Genomic DNA, 19,560 nt, shown 5'->3' on the forward strand with positions numbered 1-19,560 from the left:
CAAGTGTGCGATAGAAGGATTTGAGGCGCTGCTGTGCGGCGGAGGTGTAGTGGTGCGTCTCAGCGTTCTCCTTCGGACAAATCGACGGAAGAGCCGCTGCCACCATGATCGCCCGAGCGGACGGCGTGGCCAGCAGCCGAGGCACCGTGCTGAATGATCTGAGCACGCTTCATGCGGCGAGCCCAATCAGGCTGCCCGTCGGCCGGAGCGCTCGCGCCCTGGTCGCCCGCTTGGCTACCTCCGAAGGTAGCCGCTGCCCGGCGCAATGGACTCCACGCAGCCGAAGCGCCAGCCTCCGCGACGCCGGCAAGGCCGCCGCTTCGATAGGCGGCTGTTGCTCCGCTTATGACAGCGCCGCCACCGCGCGCGGCGCCTGCAACCGCACCGCCAGCGAGACCGGCACCGCCAGCGGCAAGTCCCGCGCCAGCTGCAACAATGCCGCCAGCAGCAAGGCCTGTTCCAATCGCGGCGCCGGCGCCAAGTTGAGGTCCGCCCGACACTAGGCCGTTTGCGATACCCGGACCGAAGATGCCGAGGCCCAGCAAGGAAAGCGCCGCGAGCACCAGTGTCATCGCGTCTTCGATGGTCGGCTGTGCACCGCCGAAACCTGCGGTGAACTGCGAGAACAGGGTGGAGCCGATGCCGACGATGACGGCCAGGACCAGGATCTTGATGCCGGAAGATATGACGTTGCCCAGAACGCGCTCCGCCGCGAAGGCAGTCTTGCCAAACAAGCCAAAGGGAATGAGCACGAAGCCGGCCAGCGTCGTGAGCTTGAATTCGATCAGGGTGACAAAGAGCTGGATCGCCAGAATGAAGAAGGCGAGCAGCACCACAATCCAGGCGAATAGGAGAACGACGATCTGGACGAAATTCTCGAAGAAGCTGATGTAGCCCATCAGGTTGGAGATCGAATCAAGCAATGGTCGACCGGCATCGAGGCCGACTTGGGCGATCTTTCCCGGTCGCAGGAAATCTGCCGCGGAGAGGCTTGCGCCCGATGCTTTCAGTCCAAGACCGGCGAAACTCTCGAAGACGGTGCGCGCCAAGCTGTTCCAGTTGCCGATCAGGTAGGCAAAGACGCCTACGAAGAGCGTTTTCTTGACGAGGCGCGCGATAATGTCTTCGTCCGGCCCCCAACTCCAGAACAACGCGGCGAGCGTGATGTCGATCGCAGCAAGGGTCGTTGCGAGATATCCGACATCGCTGCCGAGCAGCCCAAAACCGTTGTCAATATATCGCGTGAACGTTTCAAGGAACTGGTCAATGATCCCCGTACCAGTCATGGCTTGCTCGCCTCAGGCATCGCCGGTCCCGGATAACCTTGCGGGATCCGGCTCTGATCCTTTCGGGCGGACGCCAAGCCTGCGGTGGAATCGTCTTGGCCAGGATCTGCGGGAACGTTCTTCCTGCCCAAGAAGCGGCGCCGGTTTTCGGCCCAAATCTGCTGGCAATGCCGATAACCTGCTGTTTCCTCAGCAGTGACGCTGCGGCAGCGTGCGAGATCAGGGTTGGCTCCATCTGTCGTCCGCTCCGTCTTCGGCAGCGCGGGCGACTCGTCACTACCGCGAAGCTGAATCGTGCAGGCTGTGACCACCAAAACGCCGATTGTCGTCAGCAGCGACAACGCCTTGAATGCCCGAATGTCCGTCATCAGTGGAACATCTGCACGCTGGATGATTGATAACCCTGCCCTGGCGTAAGAAACCGTCGAAGCTGCTCGCGGCCCTGGTCCTGGGCCGAGGCGCGTTGCGCTGCTTCAAGGCTTTGCGCCCTGCCCTGCGCCGTCACGACAGCGGTGAGGTCGGCGAGCTGCTGCGCGTTAAGCGCGAGAATCTGGTTACCAGCTTGTGTTGCCTGCAGAGCGCCGCTTGCGCCCTGGCTAGACATGACGAGCGCGGAGGTCTGGACACGGTTGGTGTCGAGATTGCCAACGATGCCGGCCTGGACGCGAAGCGCGTCTTGCGTTGCGGCATAGGAATTCTGCCAACGCGATTGAGCATTGGAGATCAGTAACTGGTTCGATTGGCTGCTGGTCGCTGGCGCGTAGCTGGTCGAGAACGCGCGATCGATCTGATCGACGTCGTAGGCGATCCGCTGGGCCTGGGCCAGCAATTGCTGGGTCCGCTGGATCGAGGATTGCAGTTGGCGCAGGGATGAATACGGCAGGTTTGCCAGATTCTTTGCCTGATTGATCAGCATCTGCGCCTCGTTCTGCAACGAGGTGATCTGGTTGTTGATCTGCTGCAGCTCACGGGCGGCAGTCAGGACGCTCTGGACGTAGTTGTTGGGATCGAAGACGATCCACTGCGCCCGCGCGGGCACCCTGAGGTCGAGCATCAGCGCGACCATGCCAGCGGCCGCCAATAGGCCAAGACGCCTCATAGCGATTTCTCCAGATTGACGAGGTTGGGGATCAGGTCGAGGGCCCAGGCGACGCCACGGTGCTGTAGCCAGGCCGGCACGAAGCCGTCAGGTCCATGTTCGGCGAGGAGTTGCGAGATGGCTGCCTGGTCTGTCTTGGAAGAGGCTGCGGTAAAGGCCAGAGCGACCTCGCCAAGGCCAAGTTCGAACATCCGGTTGCCGCGGCGAGATTGGCAGTAGTAGTCGCGCTTGGGCGTAGCGCGGCTCAGAAGCTCGATCTGGCGGTCATTGAGGCCAAAGCGGCGATAGATCGCTGTGATTTGCGGCTCGATCGCCCGCTCGTTCGGCAGCAACAGCCGCGTTGGGCAGCTTTCGATGATCGCCGGCGCGATTGCGGACCCGTCAATATCCGAAAGCGATTGGGTGGCAAAGATAACGGACGCATTCTTCTTGCGAAGCGTCTTCAGCCATTCCCGGAGCTGGCCGGCAAAATCTTCGTCATCGAGGGCAAGCCAGCCTTCATCGACAATAAGTAGTGTAGGCCGACCGTCGAGGCGGTCCCCGATGCGATGGAAGAGATACGCCAGCACGGTGGGCGCAGCACTCGTTCCGATCAAGCCTTCGGTCTCAAACGCCTGGACCGACGCCTCGCCGAGATCTTCGAATTCGGCATCGAGCAAGCGCCCGGAAGCTCCGCCCAGGCAGTATGGTTGCAGGGCGCGCTTCAGGGAGTTCAATTGAAGAAGGACTGACAGGCCCGTGAGGGTGCGTTCCTCCCTCGGCGCCGAAGCGAGAGATGTTAGCGCCGACCACAGATGATCCTTGACCTCAGGGGTGATCTCGATCTTTTCCCGTGCCAGGATCGCGCCGATCCATTCCGTCGCCCACCCTCGCTCGGAAGGATCATCGATCCAGGCCAAAGGTTGCAGCGCGACTGGGTTTTCGTCCCCGTCAGACAATGCACCGCCGAGATCATGCCAGTCGCCACCCATGGCGATCGCGGCCGCCCGGATCGAACCGCCGAAATCGAAGGCAAAGACCTGCGAATTCGGGTAACGACGGAACTGTAGCGCCATCAGGGCCAGCAGGACCGACTTGCCGGCTCCAGTCGGTCCCACTACTAGCGTATGGCCGACATCGCCGACGTGGAGCGAGAACCGGAAGGGCGTCGATCCCTCGGTCTTGCCGAACAGAAGCGGCGGACCCTTGAAGTGCAGATCCCTCGCCTCGCCGGCCCAAACAGCCGACATCGGAATCATATGGGCGAGGTTGAGGGTCGAAATCGGAGGCTGCCGCACATTGGCGTAGACGTGCCCGGGCAGACTGCCGAGCCAGGCTTCGACGGCGTTCACGGTCTCGATTATGCAGGTGAAATCACGGCCCTGTATGACCTTCTCGACCAGCCTCAGCTTTTCATCGGCAGTGTTGGGATCGCGGTCCCAGACAGTGATGGTCGCCGTAACAAAGGCTTGTCCGATCTGATCCGACCCCAGTTCCTGCAACGCTGCGTCGGCATCAAGCGCCTTGTTGTGGGCGTCGGTATCGAGCAGCGTCGACGCCTCGTTCGTCATGACCTCCTTGAGAATGGCGCCAATCGACTTTCGTTTGGCAAACCACTGCCGCCGAATCTTGGTCAGCAGTTTGGTGGCGTCGGTCTTGTCGAGCATGATTGCGCGCGTCGACCAACGATACGAGAATGCCAGACGATTCAGATCGTCCAGGATACCCGGGGTCGTCGCACCCGGAAAGCCGACAATCGTCAAGACCCGAATATTGGCTGAGCCCAACATCGGCTCTAGCCCGCCGGTCAGCGGCTGGTCGGACAACAGCGCGTCGATGTACATCGGAATTTCAGGCACGCGAACGCGGTGACGCTTGGTCGAGATCGTCGAGTGCAGGTAGGTCAGCGTGTCCTGATCATCGAGCCACGCGCATTCCGGCATAAATCCTTCAACGAGCTGCAGCACACGGTTGGTTTGGTCGATAAATCCGCGGAGCACCTCGCGGGCGTCTGCTCCCACAGTCCGATCGCGTCCCTCATAGAGCAGGCGCTCTGCCCTGGCGGCTCCCTCCTCGGGTGGCAGATAGAGGAAGGTCAAGAAGTAGCTGGACTCGTAGTGGGCACTCGCCTCTTCGAACTGAGCCCTTCGTTCCGCATCGACCAGCGCTGACGCGATGTCGGGAAAGACGTTAGGCGGGTACGCCCCCGCAAAGTGACGCTGCGCCTCAACGAACACGGCGCAGCCCGATCCCAGGCGACGCACGGCGTTGTTCAGACGGCTGGCGACGGCTACAAGCTCAGCCGGCACCGCGCTGTCGAGGTCAGGCCCCCGGAACTTTGCTGTCCGTTGGAACGAGCCGTCCTTGTTCAGGATGATTCCCTCGTCGACGAGGGCTGCCCAGGGCAGGAAGTCGGCGAGGCGCGCGCTGGAATGACGATATTCGGCAAGGTTCAACATGACCGATAACTCAAAGATTGAGATGACTGGGAATGCGCAGATGTCGGCGCACCACATCGACGAATGCGGGGTCGCGCTTGGCGGCCCAGACGGCGGCCATGTGGCCGATGAACCAGAGGACAAGTCCCGCGATCCACAGCCGAAGTCCGAGCCCAAGGGCTGCCGCAAGCGTGCCGTTCACGATTGCAACTGATCGCGGCGCGCCGCCCATCAGGATTGGCTCAGTGAGCGCGCGGTGAACGGGCACGGCAAAGCCTGTGAGGGGTTCATCCATCAGATAACCACGCCGCCGCCGAAGGAGAAGAACGAAAGGAAGAAGCTCGAGGCGGCAAACGCGATCGACAGACCGAACACGATCTGAATCAACCTGCGGAAACCACCCGACGAGTCCCCAAACGCGAGCGTGAGACCGGTCACCACGATGATGATGACGGCGATGATCTTGGCGACCGGTCCCTCGACCGACTGCAAGATCTGGTTGAGTGGCTGCTCCCAGGGCATGTTCGAGCCAGCCGCCCATGCTGGCTGAACTGCCAAGACCACCGTGCCGAAGGCGGCCAACGATGCACCTCGAAGAAAGCGAAATTGCTGACGCATGTCAGTCTCCTGCTGATGAAAGGTCGTAGTCGCCGGCGGCCCCTAGCCCGGTGACGAGGGCAAGCTCGGCGAGGCGACGGCCGGCGCCGCGCCCCGCCAGCACGGCGATAACGTTGATGGTCTCGGCGATCAGGGCCCGCGGAACCGTGATGACGGCTTCCTGGATGAGCTGCTCGAGCCGCCGCAGTGCGCCGAGCGCGGTGCCCGCATGAATAGTGCCGATGCCACCGGGATGACCGGTGCCCCAGGCCTTGAGCAGATCGAGTGCTTCCGCACCGCGGACCTCGCCAACCGGAATACGATCAGGACGCAGTCGCAGCGAGGACCGAACGAGATCGGATAGCGTAGCCACGCCATCTTTGGTCCGCAGCGCCACGAGATTGGGCGCTTTGCATTGGAGTTCGCGCGTGTCTTCGATCAGAACGACCCGATCGGCGCTCTTTGCTACCTCGGCCAAGAGGGCATTCGTCAGCGTTGTCTTGCCGGTCGATGTCCCACCGGCGACGAGGATGTTCTTCCTTGCGTCGACCGCGCCTCTCAGGATCTTGGCCTGCTCCGAGGTCATGATCCCCCTGGCGACGTAGTCGTCAAGCGTAAACACGGCGACGGCGGGCTTGCGGATAGCAAAGGCCGGTGCTGCAACGACCGGAGGCAAGAGACCTTCGAAGCGCTCGCCGGTCCCTGGCAATTCGGCCGAGACCCGTGGCGAACCGGCATGCACCTCGGCACCCACGTGATGCGCTACCAGGCGAACAATGCGTTCGCCATCCGCCGCGGACAGAGTTTCGCCTGTGTCGATCAGACCATCCGACAACCGATCGATCCACAGCCGCCCATCTGGGTTGAGCATCACCTCGACGATCGCTTCGTCTTCGAGGTAGCCGGCAATCGCGGAGCCAAGCGCGCTACGCAGCATTCGCGCACCGCGTGAGCTCGCTTCGGATTGAATGGAATGGATTGCCACTGTTCGCCCCCACCGAATGAGAGCGTCCTCAGACTCCCTCATATGGGGAGGATTAGAAAAGGCACCAATGGACTTGGCGCAACAAGCGCTTTCGGTGATCGTAGGCTGGCGTAGAAAAAGAAAGACTGAGAAACCGATATTTGACGGCTACTTAATCTTATCCGCTCGCCGCGAATTGCTGCTCACCACTCCGCATCATCATCCGCTGGCAGGAGGATGACCGAGTCCTCATAGAGCCGAACTGTCTCGACAGCGTAGGAAACATCGGTCGGCTCGAAGAAGACGATTGAACTTATCCATGAAGCGACGGATCGGCGCCAAGGCAGCGCGAACCAGACCAACGCTGCGATCTGCAGTGCTATGTAGAGACCGAACGCGACTTGATAAGCTTGGACGGGCCTACGGCCATCATTCGCAGACCATTGCTCCAGGATAAGACCTGTCGCGTATTGTGCCAGAAAGGCCCAACCAAAGTGCAAAACGTTCAAGGCGCCGTTCGCACGACCGGCAAGCTCCGGCGGAAAGTAATCCAGTATCACCGCGAAGCTCACCACGGTTGCCGTTCCGACAATTGCGACAACGGACCAGGGCAAGACGGATGGCAGAGGCGCTCGCAAGATCAAAGCAAACTCAGCTGCGATAAATAGCGCTGCAACCAGCGCCAATACTGTTTCCGCCCCAATTCCCCTTCGTTTGATGCAATGGACCGTCATACCGAATAACCAAGCGCCACCGCTAAGTACGATCGACATCATGAAAAGCTGTCTGACGAGACTTGCGCGATCAAGCCCCTCCACGTCGGCCAGCCATAGCGATGCCCACAATCCCTGCAGGGACCAGGCCGATCCAATGCAAGTCGCCGACAACGGGGCCATTCGCCAAAAGCGGCAATCGCCGAAAACGGAGCTAAGGGTCGCGGGGGTTGACGCCATAGACGAGACAATGCCTCGTTCGGGTACCACGACATAGATGAGAGCGGCCGTCACACCGGTGGCCGCCGCCAAGACCTCAAAGAGTTGCCGCCAGCCCATCCAAGCCAGCAGATGTTCGACGGGAGCCGTAGCGGTCACCGCTCCTAGCGAGCCCAGCATGACCATATAGCCGTTCAGCAAGGCAACGCGTTCCCTGGGGAACCAAAGGATCATGGATTTCAGTCCAGCCGTCAGCGCCGCCGCGAGGCCGAGCCCGATCATTGCACGTGCGATCAAAAGTGACAGGAAGCCGGTCGATACCGCAAACAGCCAAGCGCCCATGCTGCGAGCAAGAGCAAAACACTCTGTACGCGGCGAGGACCAAAGCGGTCCAACGATATGCCGACGGGGATCTGGGCCGCCGCGAAAACAAGGAAATAGACCGACGTAAGCAACCCGAGGTCGGCAGTCCCAAGCCCGGTATCCGAGCTGAGACGACTGGCGATCAAAGCGTTGATCGTACGATACAGATACGAAAGATAGTATCCGACCGCAAACGGGAGAAATACGCGCGCGGTGAGGCGCCATGCCCCGGAAATCTGCATGCTGGCCCCTCTTGCTGTCAGCTGGTGCAAGCCGATAGCGTGACCAGCTTTTCGTCAGTTCAGCTAAATCACTGCGGGCGTAAGTTAGCGAACAAAAAGAAGGGAACGGCGAAACGGTCTTTCTCCATGATTCAATTAAGCTTCTTCGACCGGTTCCTGACGGCGAATATCTTCCGGAATCTCGCGCAGAAAGCTTTGCCCCTTTTGCAAACGGCGCCCTAGCGCCTCGACAAATCCTTCAAAGCGCTCCCTTCCCTTTACTTGCGCGGCCGCCTGCGCGTCGTTGGGCAACGGTGGCGTGATCGTCAGCCAGAAACGGATGAAGAGAGCCAAGGTCTCAGCCGCCAAACCAACGTCACGCTCGAGCCTCTGCATCTGACGCGACAACCGATCCAGGCGCCGGGTAAACGCCGCCTCCCGTCTGTCCGCGCCGTCCGGTGACAAAAATGAAGCGACAGCCGCTTCTACGATCGCGGACCTGGAAAGCTTCTTGCGATCGGCGAGTTCCGAGATCTGTTTCAGAAGCTCTGGCGGAAAATAGACGTTCATCCGGTCGCGCATACTGCTCAGAGCTCCATACCGTCATTAGGGTCCATGGCGACTTGACGGGCGACACCACGGAGCTGTTGGCGTATAACCCGGGACTGCCGGACCGTGTCCTCGTCATCATCAAGAACGGCGGCGAATTCCTCTGCCGGCGTTAGTTCGGTCGTCTCCTTGGCGATCGCGACGTGATCGGGGAGTTCGGGCTCACGACGGAGCCCGCTGTTTGCTGTGTCTTCCTCGGCCTCCGCAGCTTTGGCAGTTGGACCTCCAGTTGGTTTCAGCACTTGGAGCGCTGACCATCCGTCCGTTCGCGATGATCGGCCGGCTGTCCCAGGACCGGGCGGCGGCAGAACCCGCTCGGTGAATCGCCGATCCTCGTAGTAGCGGACCTTGTTCGCCCGGATCGGCGCCGTCCCTGCCACCATGACGATCTCGTCTGCCGGCGGAAGCTGCATGACTTCGCCTGGGGTCAGCAGCGGCCTCGCAGTTTCCTGCCGTGAGACCATCAGGTGCCCAAGCCATGGGTTCAACCTGTGCCCGGCGTAGTTCTTCATCGCGCGCATCTCGGTCGCCGTGCCTAGCGCGTCGGAGACCCGCTTGGCGGTCCGCTCATCATTAGTCGCGAAGCTGACCCGGACGTGGCAGTTATCGAGGATCGCGTTGTTAGGCCCGTAGGCCTTCTCAATTTGATTGAGCGACTGCGCAATCAAGAAACTCTTGATGCCGTATCCCGCCATGAAGGCGAGCGCGGACTCGAAAAAATCAAGCCGACCGAGTGCCGGGAACTCGTCAAGCATCATCAGGACTCGATGCCGGCGGTCGCGGGCGTGCAAATCTTCGGTCAGGCGCCGGCCGATCTGGTTCAGCACCAGGCGGATCAGCGGCTTGGTCCGCGAGATATCGGAGGGCGGCACCACGAGATAAAGCGTCGTGGGACGGCTATCTGCGATCAGATCGGCAATCCGCCAATCGCAGCGGCGGGTTGCTTGGGCCACGACAGGATCGCGGTACAGCCCGAGAAACGACATCGCGGTGGATAGGACGCCAGAACGTTCATTCTCCGACTTGTTGAGCAGCTCGCGCGCGGTCGAGGCGACCACTGGATGCGCACCCTGCTCGCCAAGGTGCGTCGTGGTCATCATGGCCTTCAACGTTGCCTCGATCGGCCGCTTCGGGTCGGACAGAAAGGAGGCGACGCCGGCTAGGGTCTTGTCCACCTCCGCGTAGAGAACATGGAGGATGGCGCCGACCAGGAGCGAATGGCTCGTCTTCTCCCAATGGTTCCGCTTGTCGAGCGATCCTTCGGGGTCTACGAGAACGTCGGCCACGTTCTGGACATCGCGAACTTCCCATTCGCCGCGCCGGACCTCGAGCAGCGGATTGTAGGCTGAGGACTTTGGGTTGGTGGGGTCGAACAGTAGGACGCGGCCATGTCGCGAGCGAAAGCCGGCCGTCAGTTGCCAGTTCTCACCTTTGATGTCGTGCACGATGGCCGAGCCCGGCCAGGCCAGCAACGAGGGAACGACTAGGCCAACACCCTTACCGGACCGAGTGGGCGCAAAACACAAGACGTGCTCCGGTCCGTCGTGGCGGAGGTAGTGCCGGTCGAGCTTGCCGAGCACCACACCATCCTGACCGAGAAGTCCGGCCGCTCGAACCTCATCCAGACCAGCCCAGCGCGCCGAACCATAGGTCTCGACATTCTTGGCTTCACGCGCGCGCCACACCGACATGCCGATCGCCACCGCGATCGAAACAAAGGTTCCCGACGCCGCGATGAAGGCACCCTCGAGAAAGATTTGTGGCGCGTAGGCATCGTAAACGAACCACCACCAGAAGAACACTGGCGGGTAGTAAATCTTGAAGCCCCACAGTTCGAACCAGGGCCGCCCAAGCTCCGGTTGCCAGGCGAGCCGCCAGGCCGTCCACTCGGTTGCTCCCCAGATGGCCAGCAAGACGATCAGGCCGACAACGATCACCTGTCCCCAGAGGATTTTGGTTCCGGACATCCCGAACGCCCTTCCGCAACTGAATTGGAGAGACTGCTAGAGGCCAAGGTCGCGCTTCCGACCAAAACCCCATTCGATGCCACCGCCGTCCTTCACGACGCCGGTGACGTGTTGGCCGAGTTTCTTTTCGAGTTCGCGCGACCAAGGCACGAGCTGGAAGCCGAGCCCGTTATCGATCATGGCGAAGCGTCCTGAGCTGAGCGTCAGCCGCTGGCGATATGTGCCCGCCACATGCTCCCCGGGGTCACGCTTCATGTAAGGGAGGCGCGTGTCGGCCGAGACTTTTGCGGCCACCTCATCCAGTTCACGCCGGCGCAAAGTGTTCAAGAGGTCGCGCTGCAATATGATGCGTTGGCCCTGCCGCCGCGCCAGGCCTTCCTGGATCAGATGCTCGGTACGGGCTTCCATGGCGTCGCGTGTCTCGCGGCCGAAGCCGCCCATGGCGAGCGGCATGGCCTTGCGTTCGACGAGCCTGTGGTCGAGCCAAGTTGCCCCTCTTGCCTTGACCTGACCACCAAGATCGAGATCGGAACGGGTCGCGAGCACCACGGTGGGGTGCGGATCGCCGGGTGGACCGAAACTCCGGACTTCGACGATGCCGCCGACGGGCGGTGCATATTCGAACGCCTCGAGCCCTCGGAAGCGCACGTGGTGCGCGCGTCCATCTGTTCCGTCGATCAGAGCGTAGGCCTCGCCAGTCAGTTCGTCATGCAGTCCACGGTCGACCAGGCGTCCGATAATCTGGGCCGTCGGCTGTCCACCCTCGATGACGAAGTCGGCAACGCCGCGGGGTTCTCCACGCTCGGTAAAGGCGCGGTGCATGGTCTTGATGATGTCGCCGCGCATACCGAGGTCGCGCAAGCTACGCTCGGCCTCAAGCCCGACCATCCATTCGCCTGGTGCGGCGGAGGCAGCAAGGCCCATCTTCTCAAGGTGCTGAAGGCGACCGACCATCAGGCGCCGGATCTCAGGATCGGAGCTGCCCGGGTTCTCGGGGCGAAGATCGATAGTGCCGGTCTCATCGGCCGCCAGCCGGATCTCCCGATCTAGCCGCGTCCACCGTTCAGCTGTGACTTCCCTCTCCAGCGAATTGCGGATCTCCTGCTCTGGTCTTGGTCCCAGTTCGATGGCGACCAGTTCCTCGGCGCGCGCGCGCAGACCTCGGCTAATATAATCGCGGGAGATCACGAGATCCGCCCCTTCCTCATCTATCCCCCGAACGAGAAGATGGACGTGAGGGTTGTCGGTATTCCAATGATCGACGGCCACCCAATCGATCCGCGTCCCGAGATCCGTCTCCATCTGTTTGGCGAGATCGCGGGTAAAGGCCTTCAGGTCGGTCATGTCGCCCGCATCCTCCGGCGAGACGATGAACCTGAAATGATGCCGGTCGTCCTCACAGCGCTCCGCGAAAGCCGCGCTATCGGCACGATCGCTGCCAGCATCGAACATCTCGGCCCGCTCACCACTCCGGGTCACGCCGTCGCGCTTCAGATATGAAAGATGGGCCGTCATTGGCGCTGAACGGAAGGCTCTCCCTTTGTGACGAACCACGCGGGCCTTCACCACGACGCGCCGCGTTGGGCTGAACAATCTGGCGCGGCTAAAGGCGAGGCGCCCGCGGCCAAACGTCGAGCGCCCATAGGCCGCAGAACGCCTGCCAGCCGCGGCCTGGCCCGAGGTGTGTCCCGCTCTCTTCGCCGCCCGCAGCACCTGGTTGATGAAGCTCTTTTGCTTCGGCGCGCGGGTACTGCGGATGCGCCCAGGCCGAACGCGCAAGTCGCTGTCGCGCACGCTCACGGAAGGGCCTCCCAGGCATCAAAAGCATGCACGGTGCCGAAAACGCCGTTGATTGCATTCATCAAAATGCACGGCGCGGCACGCGTCCCGACCGACCGGCACGCCAGAACCCATGCCATGCCAATGGCTTGCGGTTCGACCGGCGAGCCCCTTTTATCTCGCCGTCCTGCCGTCGTGGTCTCCCGGTCGCCGGTTCCCCAAAGGGCCGCCGCAAGTTGCCAGCCAACTCGCGGAGCCCCCACTGCTTCCGAGCGCTTGCGATAGCGATCGTTACCCGAAGGGCCGAGACACCCGAAGGGTGGCTCGGTGAGGAGCGAAGCGACGAGTAGAGCGCGGGCCGAAGGCATCGCCCATACGCCACCAGCTTGTGAACCCACACACTTGGTCATTGCGACACTTCCGAATCCGATCGAGGGACGAACACGCCGATTGGCCGGGGGACCATGGGCGAAACATCGGGCGCCGAGATTGCGGTCGTGACACCGCTGGATGGCATGAGCGCCGGCAACCGATCGCTCGTTTTCGTGAGATTGGCTCGCGCGACGAATAGCGTCGCAGCTGCTGATGACTGTCGGGTCGACGTCCACCTCGGCGGCAGTTCGATGGCTAGCAGATTTGGAAGCTTTGCGACGTATGCTCGCGTCTCGTCTGGCAAAGAGCCGCCTGCGAGATGCTCTTCATAGCGGGATGGTCCCGCGTTGTACGCGGCAAACACGCCAGGCGAGCCATACCGATCGAGCAGTTCGCGTAAGTACGCCGTACCGGCCAGAATGTTATCGTGCGGGTCGTATGGGTCGTTCCCGAGATTGTAGCGCTCGCGAAGTTCCGCCCAGGTCGCCGGCATGATTTGCATCAGGCCCATTGCGCCTTTTGGCGATCTGGCGTGCACGTCACCAGCACTCTCGACGCTTTGCACTGATCGGATCCAGTTCGGCGCAATCGCAAAGCGTTGTGAGGCTTCATTGATGAAACCGGCAAATGAGTGAGCGGTCTGACTGATCGCCGGCTGGGCGGCTGATCCGCTCTGGGCCAAAGCAGCACTGTCACCGGCGGTCAGAAGAAGCATCAGGGGCACGACAGCGCAAACACGCGTGCCCAACCGACCAAAGGACGCGGTCGGGCTCGCGCCAGCCTTGCAGACATCGATCGAGACGACGGAATGATCCCACAATCGATCGAGCAAGGGAATGGCAAGGAGAACACCTCGAATACGCATGATTACTCCTCCCACGTCCATACCGGCATCGCACGGCCGATCACGCTAGACGCCGGAAGAAATCCAAAATACCGGCCATCAAGAGAGTCGTCCGACTGCCAGTTCATCAGAAACAGCTCGCCGTCGCTAACGACGCGGCAGCCCTGCCATTTCGGCAGCGGCCTGCCCCGTCTGTCGTGATCCTTCGCCTCGCCCACCGCGACATCGTCGACCGAAATCGCGAGGCCGGTTCTGCAAACACTTTGCCCCGGAAGGGCGAGCACGCGCTTCAGCATGGGGACGCCGATGGGTAAATAGCCGTTCAAGTCGAGGAAGGTCGCGAGCGGCTCCGGCGGCTGCACGGCGACCAAATCAGTGACTTGGAATTGGTCTGCCGGTCGGAGGCGGTAGAGACCGATTGGCACGCTTGCGGATGCGTTCCAGATGTAAAGCGGAAGCGGCTCCGGGACGATCGTCGCGATGAGCGCAGCAGCGACACCAAACGTGGTGGTCAGCGTCTTCATGCGGCCCGTCATCGCATGATCCTCTGACGGTGAAGCCAAGCCTGGTGGCGCGCTTTCGTATACGGGCGCGGGTTTTCGTTAACCGACAGGCGGTTATGAACGTGATGCCAATGATCGGGCGCGACATCAGCAGGATCGATGCCGAGTGCCTCAACGGCATCGATCATTTGCAGCACTCGTTCGACCTTCGGCCAGCCGGACAGACGCAGCAAAATCTCTCCGCCGGGCTTCACATACGGCACGGTCGAGCAGCGCTGTCCCGGAGCGACTGCGCGCAAGATGTCGATCCGCGAAATGATTGCCCCAAAGTCGTTGGAGGTCCATCGGGCGAAAGCAAAGATGCTGCCCGGCGCAAATGACAGGACGCGCCGATGGCGCTCAAGCTCCCTTTCCTTGACGACACGACCGAACCGAATCCGGTTTTCGATACGCTTGTCGAGCCACAGCACTTCTACTTCGGTAAGATCACTCATACCGCCGCTCCCCTACGCTCGACCTCGGAGCCGTTCGCTTCGACGGCCGGGAAGTGCGTGTACGGCTTGTGAAGGCCAGCAGGGCGAACGGGCCGGCTTTGCCGGCCACCTCCCAAGCGCTTTGCGGCCTGGTCCGTTAGAAGAAATCCGAAGGATTTCTGGTTAGTAAAGTTAGAGCGGCCGGAAAGCGCAGAGAAACAAGCCTTTAAGGTCGATTCCGGTCCCCGATAGCACGAGGATCGGGTCCCCGATAGCACGAGGGTTGCGGTCCTCGATAGCACGAACTGATTCACAGGTTGTCCTCCGAATTTGGAATGAGACCGCGCCGGCGCAAGCGTGCCGTCAGGGGATCAACAGGCGTTGGCGCGAAGTTCAGCCGCTCGATGCCGTTCAGATCCCGTGTGAGCACGAGCTGATAACCGGGCAATGTCTGGCGCTGGACGATCTGACGTACGTCGTAAGCAAAGTGCTTGAGCGGCGAGAGGATGCCGGACTTGGCATGGAGGTGTGCAAGGTCAAAGCTCCAGCCATCGTCCTGCCGACCGCCGTGCTTGCGCACAAGACGATAAAGCCACCGCTCAAGTCCGCCGGTGAGCTCGAAATAGGCGCGGTCGATCGTCAGCACGAGCGCGTCGTCGATGACGCCGGCATAGAACCAATCCGGCAGGATCAGCTCGAGCCCGAATGGGCGGCCATTTGCATCCGCCGTCTCCTTCCACTCGTTTATCCAGGAGAAGCGATGCCGTCGTCGTTCCATCGGCTGGCGGATCGACGTCAGCACCGTCGTTGACTGAAGTCTGTCGAGGCCCGCCTTCAGACGGTGATAGTCGCGTGCGCTGGTGCCGCGGCCAACGAACGTTAGAATCTCGTATGGCGTTGCAGCCATCAGACGCGACGTCTTCAGGCCCGCATCCCGGGCTTCGACGATCTGAGACGCGGCCCAGATCAGAACGTCTGCATCCCAAATGGTCGCCATGCCGTGTTCCGGAACAGCTTCGACACGAATTGAGATCGCACCTGCGCGGAAATCGATCGGCACAATCCGCTTCGTTTTTGCGAGCGAGAAGAACGGATAGGCCATCAGATCCTGCGCATCTCGCGGCGCGAGATCGCCGGGCAGCGCCCGAAAGAGCTCAAGCTGGCCGCGCTCGGAATGGTGTTTGCGCCGCATGGTCACTGCTCTCACGCGGCTATCAGCGACGTTCCTGACCTGCATAGGGACGCAGGGCCGGATGCTTCTTGGCGGGCAGCACGGTCCCCTTGCCGGGATCGGATGTCGAGGTCTTGGCGCCGCGGTCGGCCCACGCTTTCAGGTCATCGACGGCGTAGACGACACGTCCGCCAATCTTCCGATATGTTGGTCCGGTGCCGTACGTGCGGTGCTTCTCCAGCGTGCGACCGGAGAGGCCGAGGTAACGCGCGGCCTCCGGGGTACGCAGGAAGCGCGGGGGTAGACCGGCCATCGGATCGGGCATTTGGGGACTCCAGGATGACAGCGCACCACGGATGGCGGCGCTAGCGTGTGTGCGGCCATCATGGAGGAGCAGGTTCTCGGAGGGGGATGCCGAATATGGAGGGAGCGGTTTTCGGCACGCCTTGGGAACGACGCTACCCATCCCTGCGCCCGGGCCGCAGAATTTTTTGCGGTGACCACCGCGCATCAACGCGAGGCCGGCTTGCACCAGGCGGATCGTTCGATTACGCAGTTCGTGGGTCTTCTAAGCGCGATCGGGGACGCGGTTCTTGCCGGACAGGCGCCGAGTAAGAGTCGCCCTTGCTCAGTCACCCATTTGGCACGAGCAAGATGACTCTGATATGCGCGCCGCGCACGGTCCGGCTCTCGGTCGGACCACTTGAGCCACTTCGCCCCAGTCCGCCCCCTCACCGCCGGCCGTGCAGAAGGCGAACGTACGTGACGACATGCTGTTCGTTATAGGCCGTCAACGTCGGCTCGTTCGGCGCACTGTCAGCTACGTCTGGATCTGGGGCTCGCTCCTGCATCATACCCGCTTTTAGAACGCCTATAAGCTACGCCATGGTCTCCGATGCGCGTTGGAATCCAGGATAGCCCTTGGGTAGACACACGGCCGAGCTCGGTCGCGCACGTAGCGTCGTCACATCGATAGCATGTTCGGACACGAATAGAAACGATCGTTGCTAGAACGATCGTTCCGGTCAGTTTCCCATATCGCCATGGATCTCAAGAGATCATGGCTGTGACTCTGCGTCGGAAACGCCATGATCTACAAATGACGCAGGAGGAGCTGGCCGAGCGTGCGGGTCTAATCGCCGTTATGTCGGCGCCATCGGCGACGCATCAGCAAGCGATACCGTGCTCGGGCAGATTGCTGAAGCATTAGGGGGCAAGCCGGAAGACCCGCTCAAAAGGGCTGCGCGGCTTAGCAAATCGTAATCCGCACCTCAGCCCGGGCGCGAAGTGCCCCGTCCGGCGAACCGGGCGGGGCTTGATTGAGCGAGCTTACTCACCGTTCTTACGCGGCCGCGACCAGAGGAGCGTGTAGCCTTCGCCGCTTTCGTCCTCGAAGAGGTTCGCATAGATCGGAGCGTTGAACGAGGGGTCGTCGAGCTTGAGTGAGAGGTAGTCGCGGCCTTCCTCGGAACGCTTCGACCAGGCTGCGCCGATCTCCGCGCGCCCCACATAGATGCGGTGGCTGGGGGCGTTGTCGTTGGACCGGTTGGTCTCGGCGACGATGCGGACGCCCTTGGCTTGCAGGCTCAGGGTGACAATCTCGCCCTGGAAATCGTTGCCGACCTTCTTGAAAGAACCGATGTTAGCCATGTCACTTCTCCTGTTGTGTTTCGAGCCCGCGACCACCGCGGCCTCGATGGCGATCTAGGGGCGAAGACGATCGGCGACGCACCCGCCCGCGGGCCGGAGCGCAGCGGAGGACGCCGTTGTGGCGACTTTCTTGACTCGCGAGGAATGGGCGAAGCCCAGGGGAAGAAAGTCGCATCAACGGCGTTGCGGCTCAGACGATCGAGGCGAAGCCGGTCTTCGGCCAGATCAAGCCATCCATGAGGCCACGTGCGTCGGCGTGCTGAACCGCAATCTCAGGAGAAGACATGACTCATATCGGCTTTGCTGAACAAGAGGTCGGAACCATTCAGCGCAGAAAGAGAAACAATTTTCTGCAAAGGGCGGTATCGTCTCGCACGAATGGATCGGCGCAACACCGCTCCGCCGCGGCTGCGTGGGCCAGACCCGAACGCCGGCGGCTTGATCGAGAGCTCCGAGGCGGACTGCCTCTCCCGCGCTCGATCGCTCCCGTTCAGCGCGCCGATCTATGCGAACCTGTTCGACGATGAAGGAGGTAAATGGTCATCTCTCAGGCCTTCCGGCCGTAAGAACTGGTTAGGACGGACTCTCCACCACCCTACCCGGCTCGAACGGGCGGGTCTCCGCCGGAACGATCAAGCGCGTCCATGACGTAACGCCAATGCAAACCGCGCCCAGGCAAGCGAAGACTTCACGCCAAACCAACGAAGGCACCCCAATCTGGGACAGGGCGAACACCACATGATAGCCGGCAACGGCGGCGGGAATAGCAAATGCTGTCGCGATCGCGATGCGCAAAGCCAAGGACCGGGTAATTGCGACGGCGACTTGGCCGAGGACGAGCGTCAGCGCACCGCCGGCCGTCGCGATAAGTACCGCACCAATGAGGCCGGCGCCGCTCCGAAACGTAGTCATTCCGATACTGAGAGCGACGAAAAACGGCAGTGCATACACAGCGAGCGCAAAGATCGCCCAGCAGAACAAGCCGATGCCGAGTGTGTTGATGGCAAGCCCAAGGGCAAGCATGGTGGTGGCTCCATGTGCATAGATGTACCAGTCGCGCCTTCCACCACCACCACGGCGCAACTCTGAACATGAGACCGAAAGGAGGCGGAGTTGCGGCGCATGCCCCCCGCTCCAACTGTTTGGAGGCGAGAAGACGGCTTATGTGCCGCCGAACCTCCAGACCGGGATGCCGAGGCGCTTTGCTTTGTCCGCCAGGTTGTCCTGGATTCCTGTGCCCGGGAAGTGCATGACGCCAATCGGCAGGAGTTCGAGCATGGCGTCGTTGCGTTTGAATGGGGCTGCCTTGGCGTACTTGGTCCAGTCAGGCTTGAATGCGATCTGAGGCACCTTGTGATTAGTCGCCCATTTGGAGGCGATAAGCTCCGCACCTTTCGGCGAGCCGCCATGGAGCAGGACCATGTCGGGATGCTTGGCGTAAACCTTGTCGAGGCGGTCCCAGATGAGGTGGTAGTCATTAAAGTCTAGCCCGCCGGTGAGTGCGATCTTCGGTCCTTCCGGCAACAAGACCTCGGTTTCAGCGCGACGTTTTGCTGCGATGAAGTCGCGGGAGTCGATCATTGCTGCGGTCAGCGTGCGATGATTCACCAGTGATCCCGATCGAGGGCGCCAGGAGGATCCGGTGTGAGTCTCAAAGCGTTCGATGGCCTGATCGCGGAAGAGTTCCAGGCAGTTGCGGCGCTCGATCAAAGTGATGCCCTCGGCCGTCAAGCGCTCGAGTTCGACTGATCGGACCTCAGAGCCATTCTGCTCGCGCTGGCTCTTCTGCTGCGCCTGCTCGTTATCGTCTAGATGGCGTTCGATGCGGTCGACGGCTCGATGGAACAGGTTGACGGTCGACCACAGCAGATCGCCCAGGTCCGGCTCGAGCCGCGTGTCGCTCAACGTCGCGACCAGGGCGTCGAACACATCGGCGACGGCGCCAGCGATCATCTTGCCCTCGGGGAGCGGTCGTGGGTCAGGCTGGTCGTCGAAGGGACGGTAGCCGAAGAGCTGTAGTTCGGTCAGCACGTGGTCAGTTGGAGAAGAGGCGTGCGGCGGTTCGATATCGTCGTTGTCGGTCATTGGAGTGATCCTTTTCCGGATCGGCCGCGCCCATCGCGGCCTTCGTGGCGATCACTCAGACGGCGGGCGGAACGGGCCAGAACCCGCAAGGGCCGAAGCGGCAGCGGAGGATGGCGGAGGCCGGCTATTTTGCTTCGCGATGCAAAGCGCGCCGGTCTAATGGCTGATGTCTTCTCATCGCCAGCGCGCGGCGGAAAATAGCCGGGCGTAGCCATTGCCGGCCCGGTC

Annotated in this window: 20 protein-coding genes and 2 pseudogenes; 1 reads left to right on the forward strand and 21 read right to left on the reverse strand. The window is 61.6% G+C overall.

The window, feature by feature from the left end:
- Positions 1-59: 59 nt before the first annotated feature.
- From trbL to I6F28_RS17705, 18 genes and pseudogenes are all read right to left on the reverse strand, one after another.
- Positions 60-1,286, reverse strand: coding sequence for a P-type conjugative transfer protein TrbL (trbL, locus tag I6F28_RS17625; RefSeq protein ID WP_225128607.1), 1,227 nt, complete (start codon positions 1,284-1,286; stop codon positions 60-62).
- The gene (gene trbK-alt / locus I6F28_RS17630) at positions 1,283-1,654 is read right to left on the reverse strand and encodes a putative entry exclusion protein TrbK-alt (RefSeq protein WP_225128609.1); all 372 of its coding nucleotides are present in this window, start codon (positions 1,652-1,654) and stop codon (positions 1,283-1,285) included. The genes trbL and trbK-alt overlap by 4 nt, the downstream gene beginning before the upstream one ends.
- The gene (trbJ, locus tag I6F28_RS17635) at positions 1,654-2,385 is read right to left on the reverse strand and encodes a P-type conjugative transfer protein TrbJ (RefSeq protein WP_225128611.1); all 732 of its coding nucleotides are present in this window, start codon (positions 2,383-2,385) and stop codon (positions 1,654-1,656) included. Before trbJ ends, trbK-alt begins: the two co-directional genes overlap by 1 nt.
- Positions 2,382-4,823: a conjugal transfer protein TrbE gene (gene trbE / locus I6F28_RS17640; RefSeq protein ID WP_225128613.1), complete on the reverse strand. Its 2,442-nt coding sequence runs from the start codon at positions 4,821-4,823 to the stop codon at positions 2,382-2,384. The genes trbJ and trbE overlap by 4 nt, the downstream gene beginning before the upstream one ends.
- 10 nt (positions 4,824-4,833) lie before the next feature.
- Positions 4,834-5,097 carry a VirB3 family type IV secretion system protein gene (locus tag I6F28_RS17645; RefSeq protein WP_225128614.1) on the reverse strand — a complete coding sequence of 88 codons (264 nt, stop codon included), beginning with the start codon at positions 5,095-5,097 and terminating at the stop codon, positions 4,834-4,836.
- Positions 5,097-5,420, reverse strand: coding sequence for a TrbC/VirB2 family type IV secretion system protein (locus I6F28_RS17650; RefSeq protein ID WP_225128615.1), 324 nt, complete (start codon positions 5,418-5,420; stop codon positions 5,097-5,099). Before I6F28_RS17650 ends, I6F28_RS17645 begins: the two co-directional genes overlap by 1 nt.
- Position 5,421: 1 nt before the next feature.
- Positions 5,422-6,336, reverse strand: coding sequence for a P-type conjugative transfer ATPase TrbB (gene trbB / locus I6F28_RS17655; RefSeq protein WP_225128792.1), 915 nt, complete (start codon positions 6,334-6,336; stop codon positions 5,422-5,424).
- A gap of 230 nt (positions 6,337-6,566) precedes the next feature.
- Positions 6,567-7,637 (reverse strand): MFS transporter, encoded by a 1,071-nt coding sequence (locus I6F28_RS17660; RefSeq protein ID WP_524536106.1) that lies wholly within the window; start codon positions 7,635-7,637, stop codon positions 6,567-6,569.
- Complete coding sequence (locus I6F28_RS37790; protein WP_524536107.1) at positions 7,589-7,900, reverse strand: MFS transporter; 312 nt, start codon at positions 7,898-7,900, stop codon at positions 7,589-7,591. Before I6F28_RS37790 ends, I6F28_RS17660 begins: the two co-directional genes overlap by 49 nt.
- Positions 7,901-8,035: 135 nt before the next feature.
- Positions 8,036-8,461 (reverse strand): ribbon-helix-helix domain-containing protein, encoded by a 426-nt coding sequence (locus tag I6F28_RS17665; protein WP_225128617.1) that lies wholly within the window; start codon positions 8,459-8,461, stop codon positions 8,036-8,038.
- Positions 8,462-8,466: 5 nt separating this feature from the next.
- The gene (locus tag I6F28_RS17670; RefSeq protein WP_225128618.1) at positions 8,467-10,455 is read right to left on the reverse strand and encodes a conjugal transfer protein TraG; all 1,989 of its coding nucleotides are present in this window, start codon (positions 10,453-10,455) and stop codon (positions 8,467-8,469) included.
- 36 nt (positions 10,456-10,491) lie between these two features.
- A complete protein-coding gene (locus I6F28_RS17675; RefSeq protein WP_225128619.1) occupies positions 10,492-12,255 on the reverse strand; it encodes a DUF3363 domain-containing protein in 1,764 nt (587 codons plus the stop codon).
- A gap of 385 nt (positions 12,256-12,640) precedes the next feature.
- Positions 12,641-13,471, reverse strand: coding sequence for a lytic transglycosylase domain-containing protein (locus I6F28_RS17680; RefSeq protein WP_225128620.1), 831 nt, complete (start codon positions 13,469-13,471; stop codon positions 12,641-12,643).
- A 2-nt stretch (positions 13,472-13,473) separates the two neighbouring features.
- Positions 13,474-13,986, reverse strand: coding sequence for a S26 family signal peptidase (locus tag I6F28_RS17685; protein ID WP_225140389.1), 513 nt, complete (start codon positions 13,984-13,986; stop codon positions 13,474-13,476).
- The gene (locus I6F28_RS17690) at positions 13,983-14,447 is read right to left on the reverse strand and encodes a DUF2840 domain-containing protein (protein WP_225128622.1); all 465 of its coding nucleotides are present in this window, start codon (positions 14,445-14,447) and stop codon (positions 13,983-13,985) included. The genes I6F28_RS17685 and I6F28_RS17690 overlap by 4 nt, the downstream gene beginning before the upstream one ends.
- A gap of 289 nt (positions 14,448-14,736) precedes the next feature.
- Complete coding sequence (locus I6F28_RS17695; RefSeq protein ID WP_225128623.1) at positions 14,737-15,618, reverse strand: replication initiator protein A; 882 nt, start codon at positions 15,616-15,618, stop codon at positions 14,737-14,739.
- 22 nt (positions 15,619-15,640) lie between these two features.
- Complete coding sequence (locus tag I6F28_RS17700; RefSeq protein ID WP_008561544.1) at positions 15,641-15,922, reverse strand: helix-turn-helix transcriptional regulator; 282 nt, start codon at positions 15,920-15,922, stop codon at positions 15,641-15,643.
- A gap of 281 nt (positions 15,923-16,203) precedes the next feature.
- Positions 16,204-16,448 (reverse strand): annotated as a pseudogene (locus tag I6F28_RS17705) (DUF2285 domain-containing protein); the annotation flags it as partial.
- Between the two features lie 209 nt (positions 16,449-16,657).
- Here I6F28_RS17705 and I6F28_RS17710 point away from each other — a divergent pair.
- Positions 16,658-16,860: pseudogene (locus I6F28_RS17710) on the forward strand (helix-turn-helix domain-containing protein).
- Positions 16,861-16,926: 66 nt separating this feature from the next.
- On the opposite strand, the gene I6F28_RS17715 reads toward I6F28_RS17710, so the two are convergent.
- The 3 genes from I6F28_RS17715 to I6F28_RS17725 all read right to left on the reverse strand — a co-directional run bounded on the left by I6F28_RS17715 (position 16,927) and on the right by I6F28_RS17725 (position 19,332).
- Positions 16,927-17,247: a DUF736 domain-containing protein gene (locus tag I6F28_RS17715; RefSeq protein WP_128948358.1), complete on the reverse strand. Its 321-nt coding sequence runs from the start codon at positions 17,245-17,247 to the stop codon at positions 16,927-16,929.
- Between the two features lie 573 nt (positions 17,248-17,820).
- A complete protein-coding gene (locus tag I6F28_RS17720; protein ID WP_225140390.1) occupies positions 17,821-18,270 on the reverse strand; it encodes a hypothetical protein in 450 nt (149 codons plus the stop codon).
- Positions 18,271-18,408: 138 nt separating this feature from the next.
- Entirely contained in the window at positions 18,409-19,332 is a 924-nt protein-coding gene (locus I6F28_RS17725; protein WP_225128627.1) for a DUF2493 domain-containing protein, read from the reverse strand.
- Positions 19,333-19,560 lie beyond the last annotated feature (228 nt).

This window comes from Bradyrhizobium sp. NBAIM14, from assembly GCF_020193895.1.
In the GTDB taxonomy this organism is placed as follows: Bacteria; Pseudomonadota; Alphaproteobacteria; order Rhizobiales; family Xanthobacteraceae; genus Bradyrhizobium; species Bradyrhizobium yuanmingense.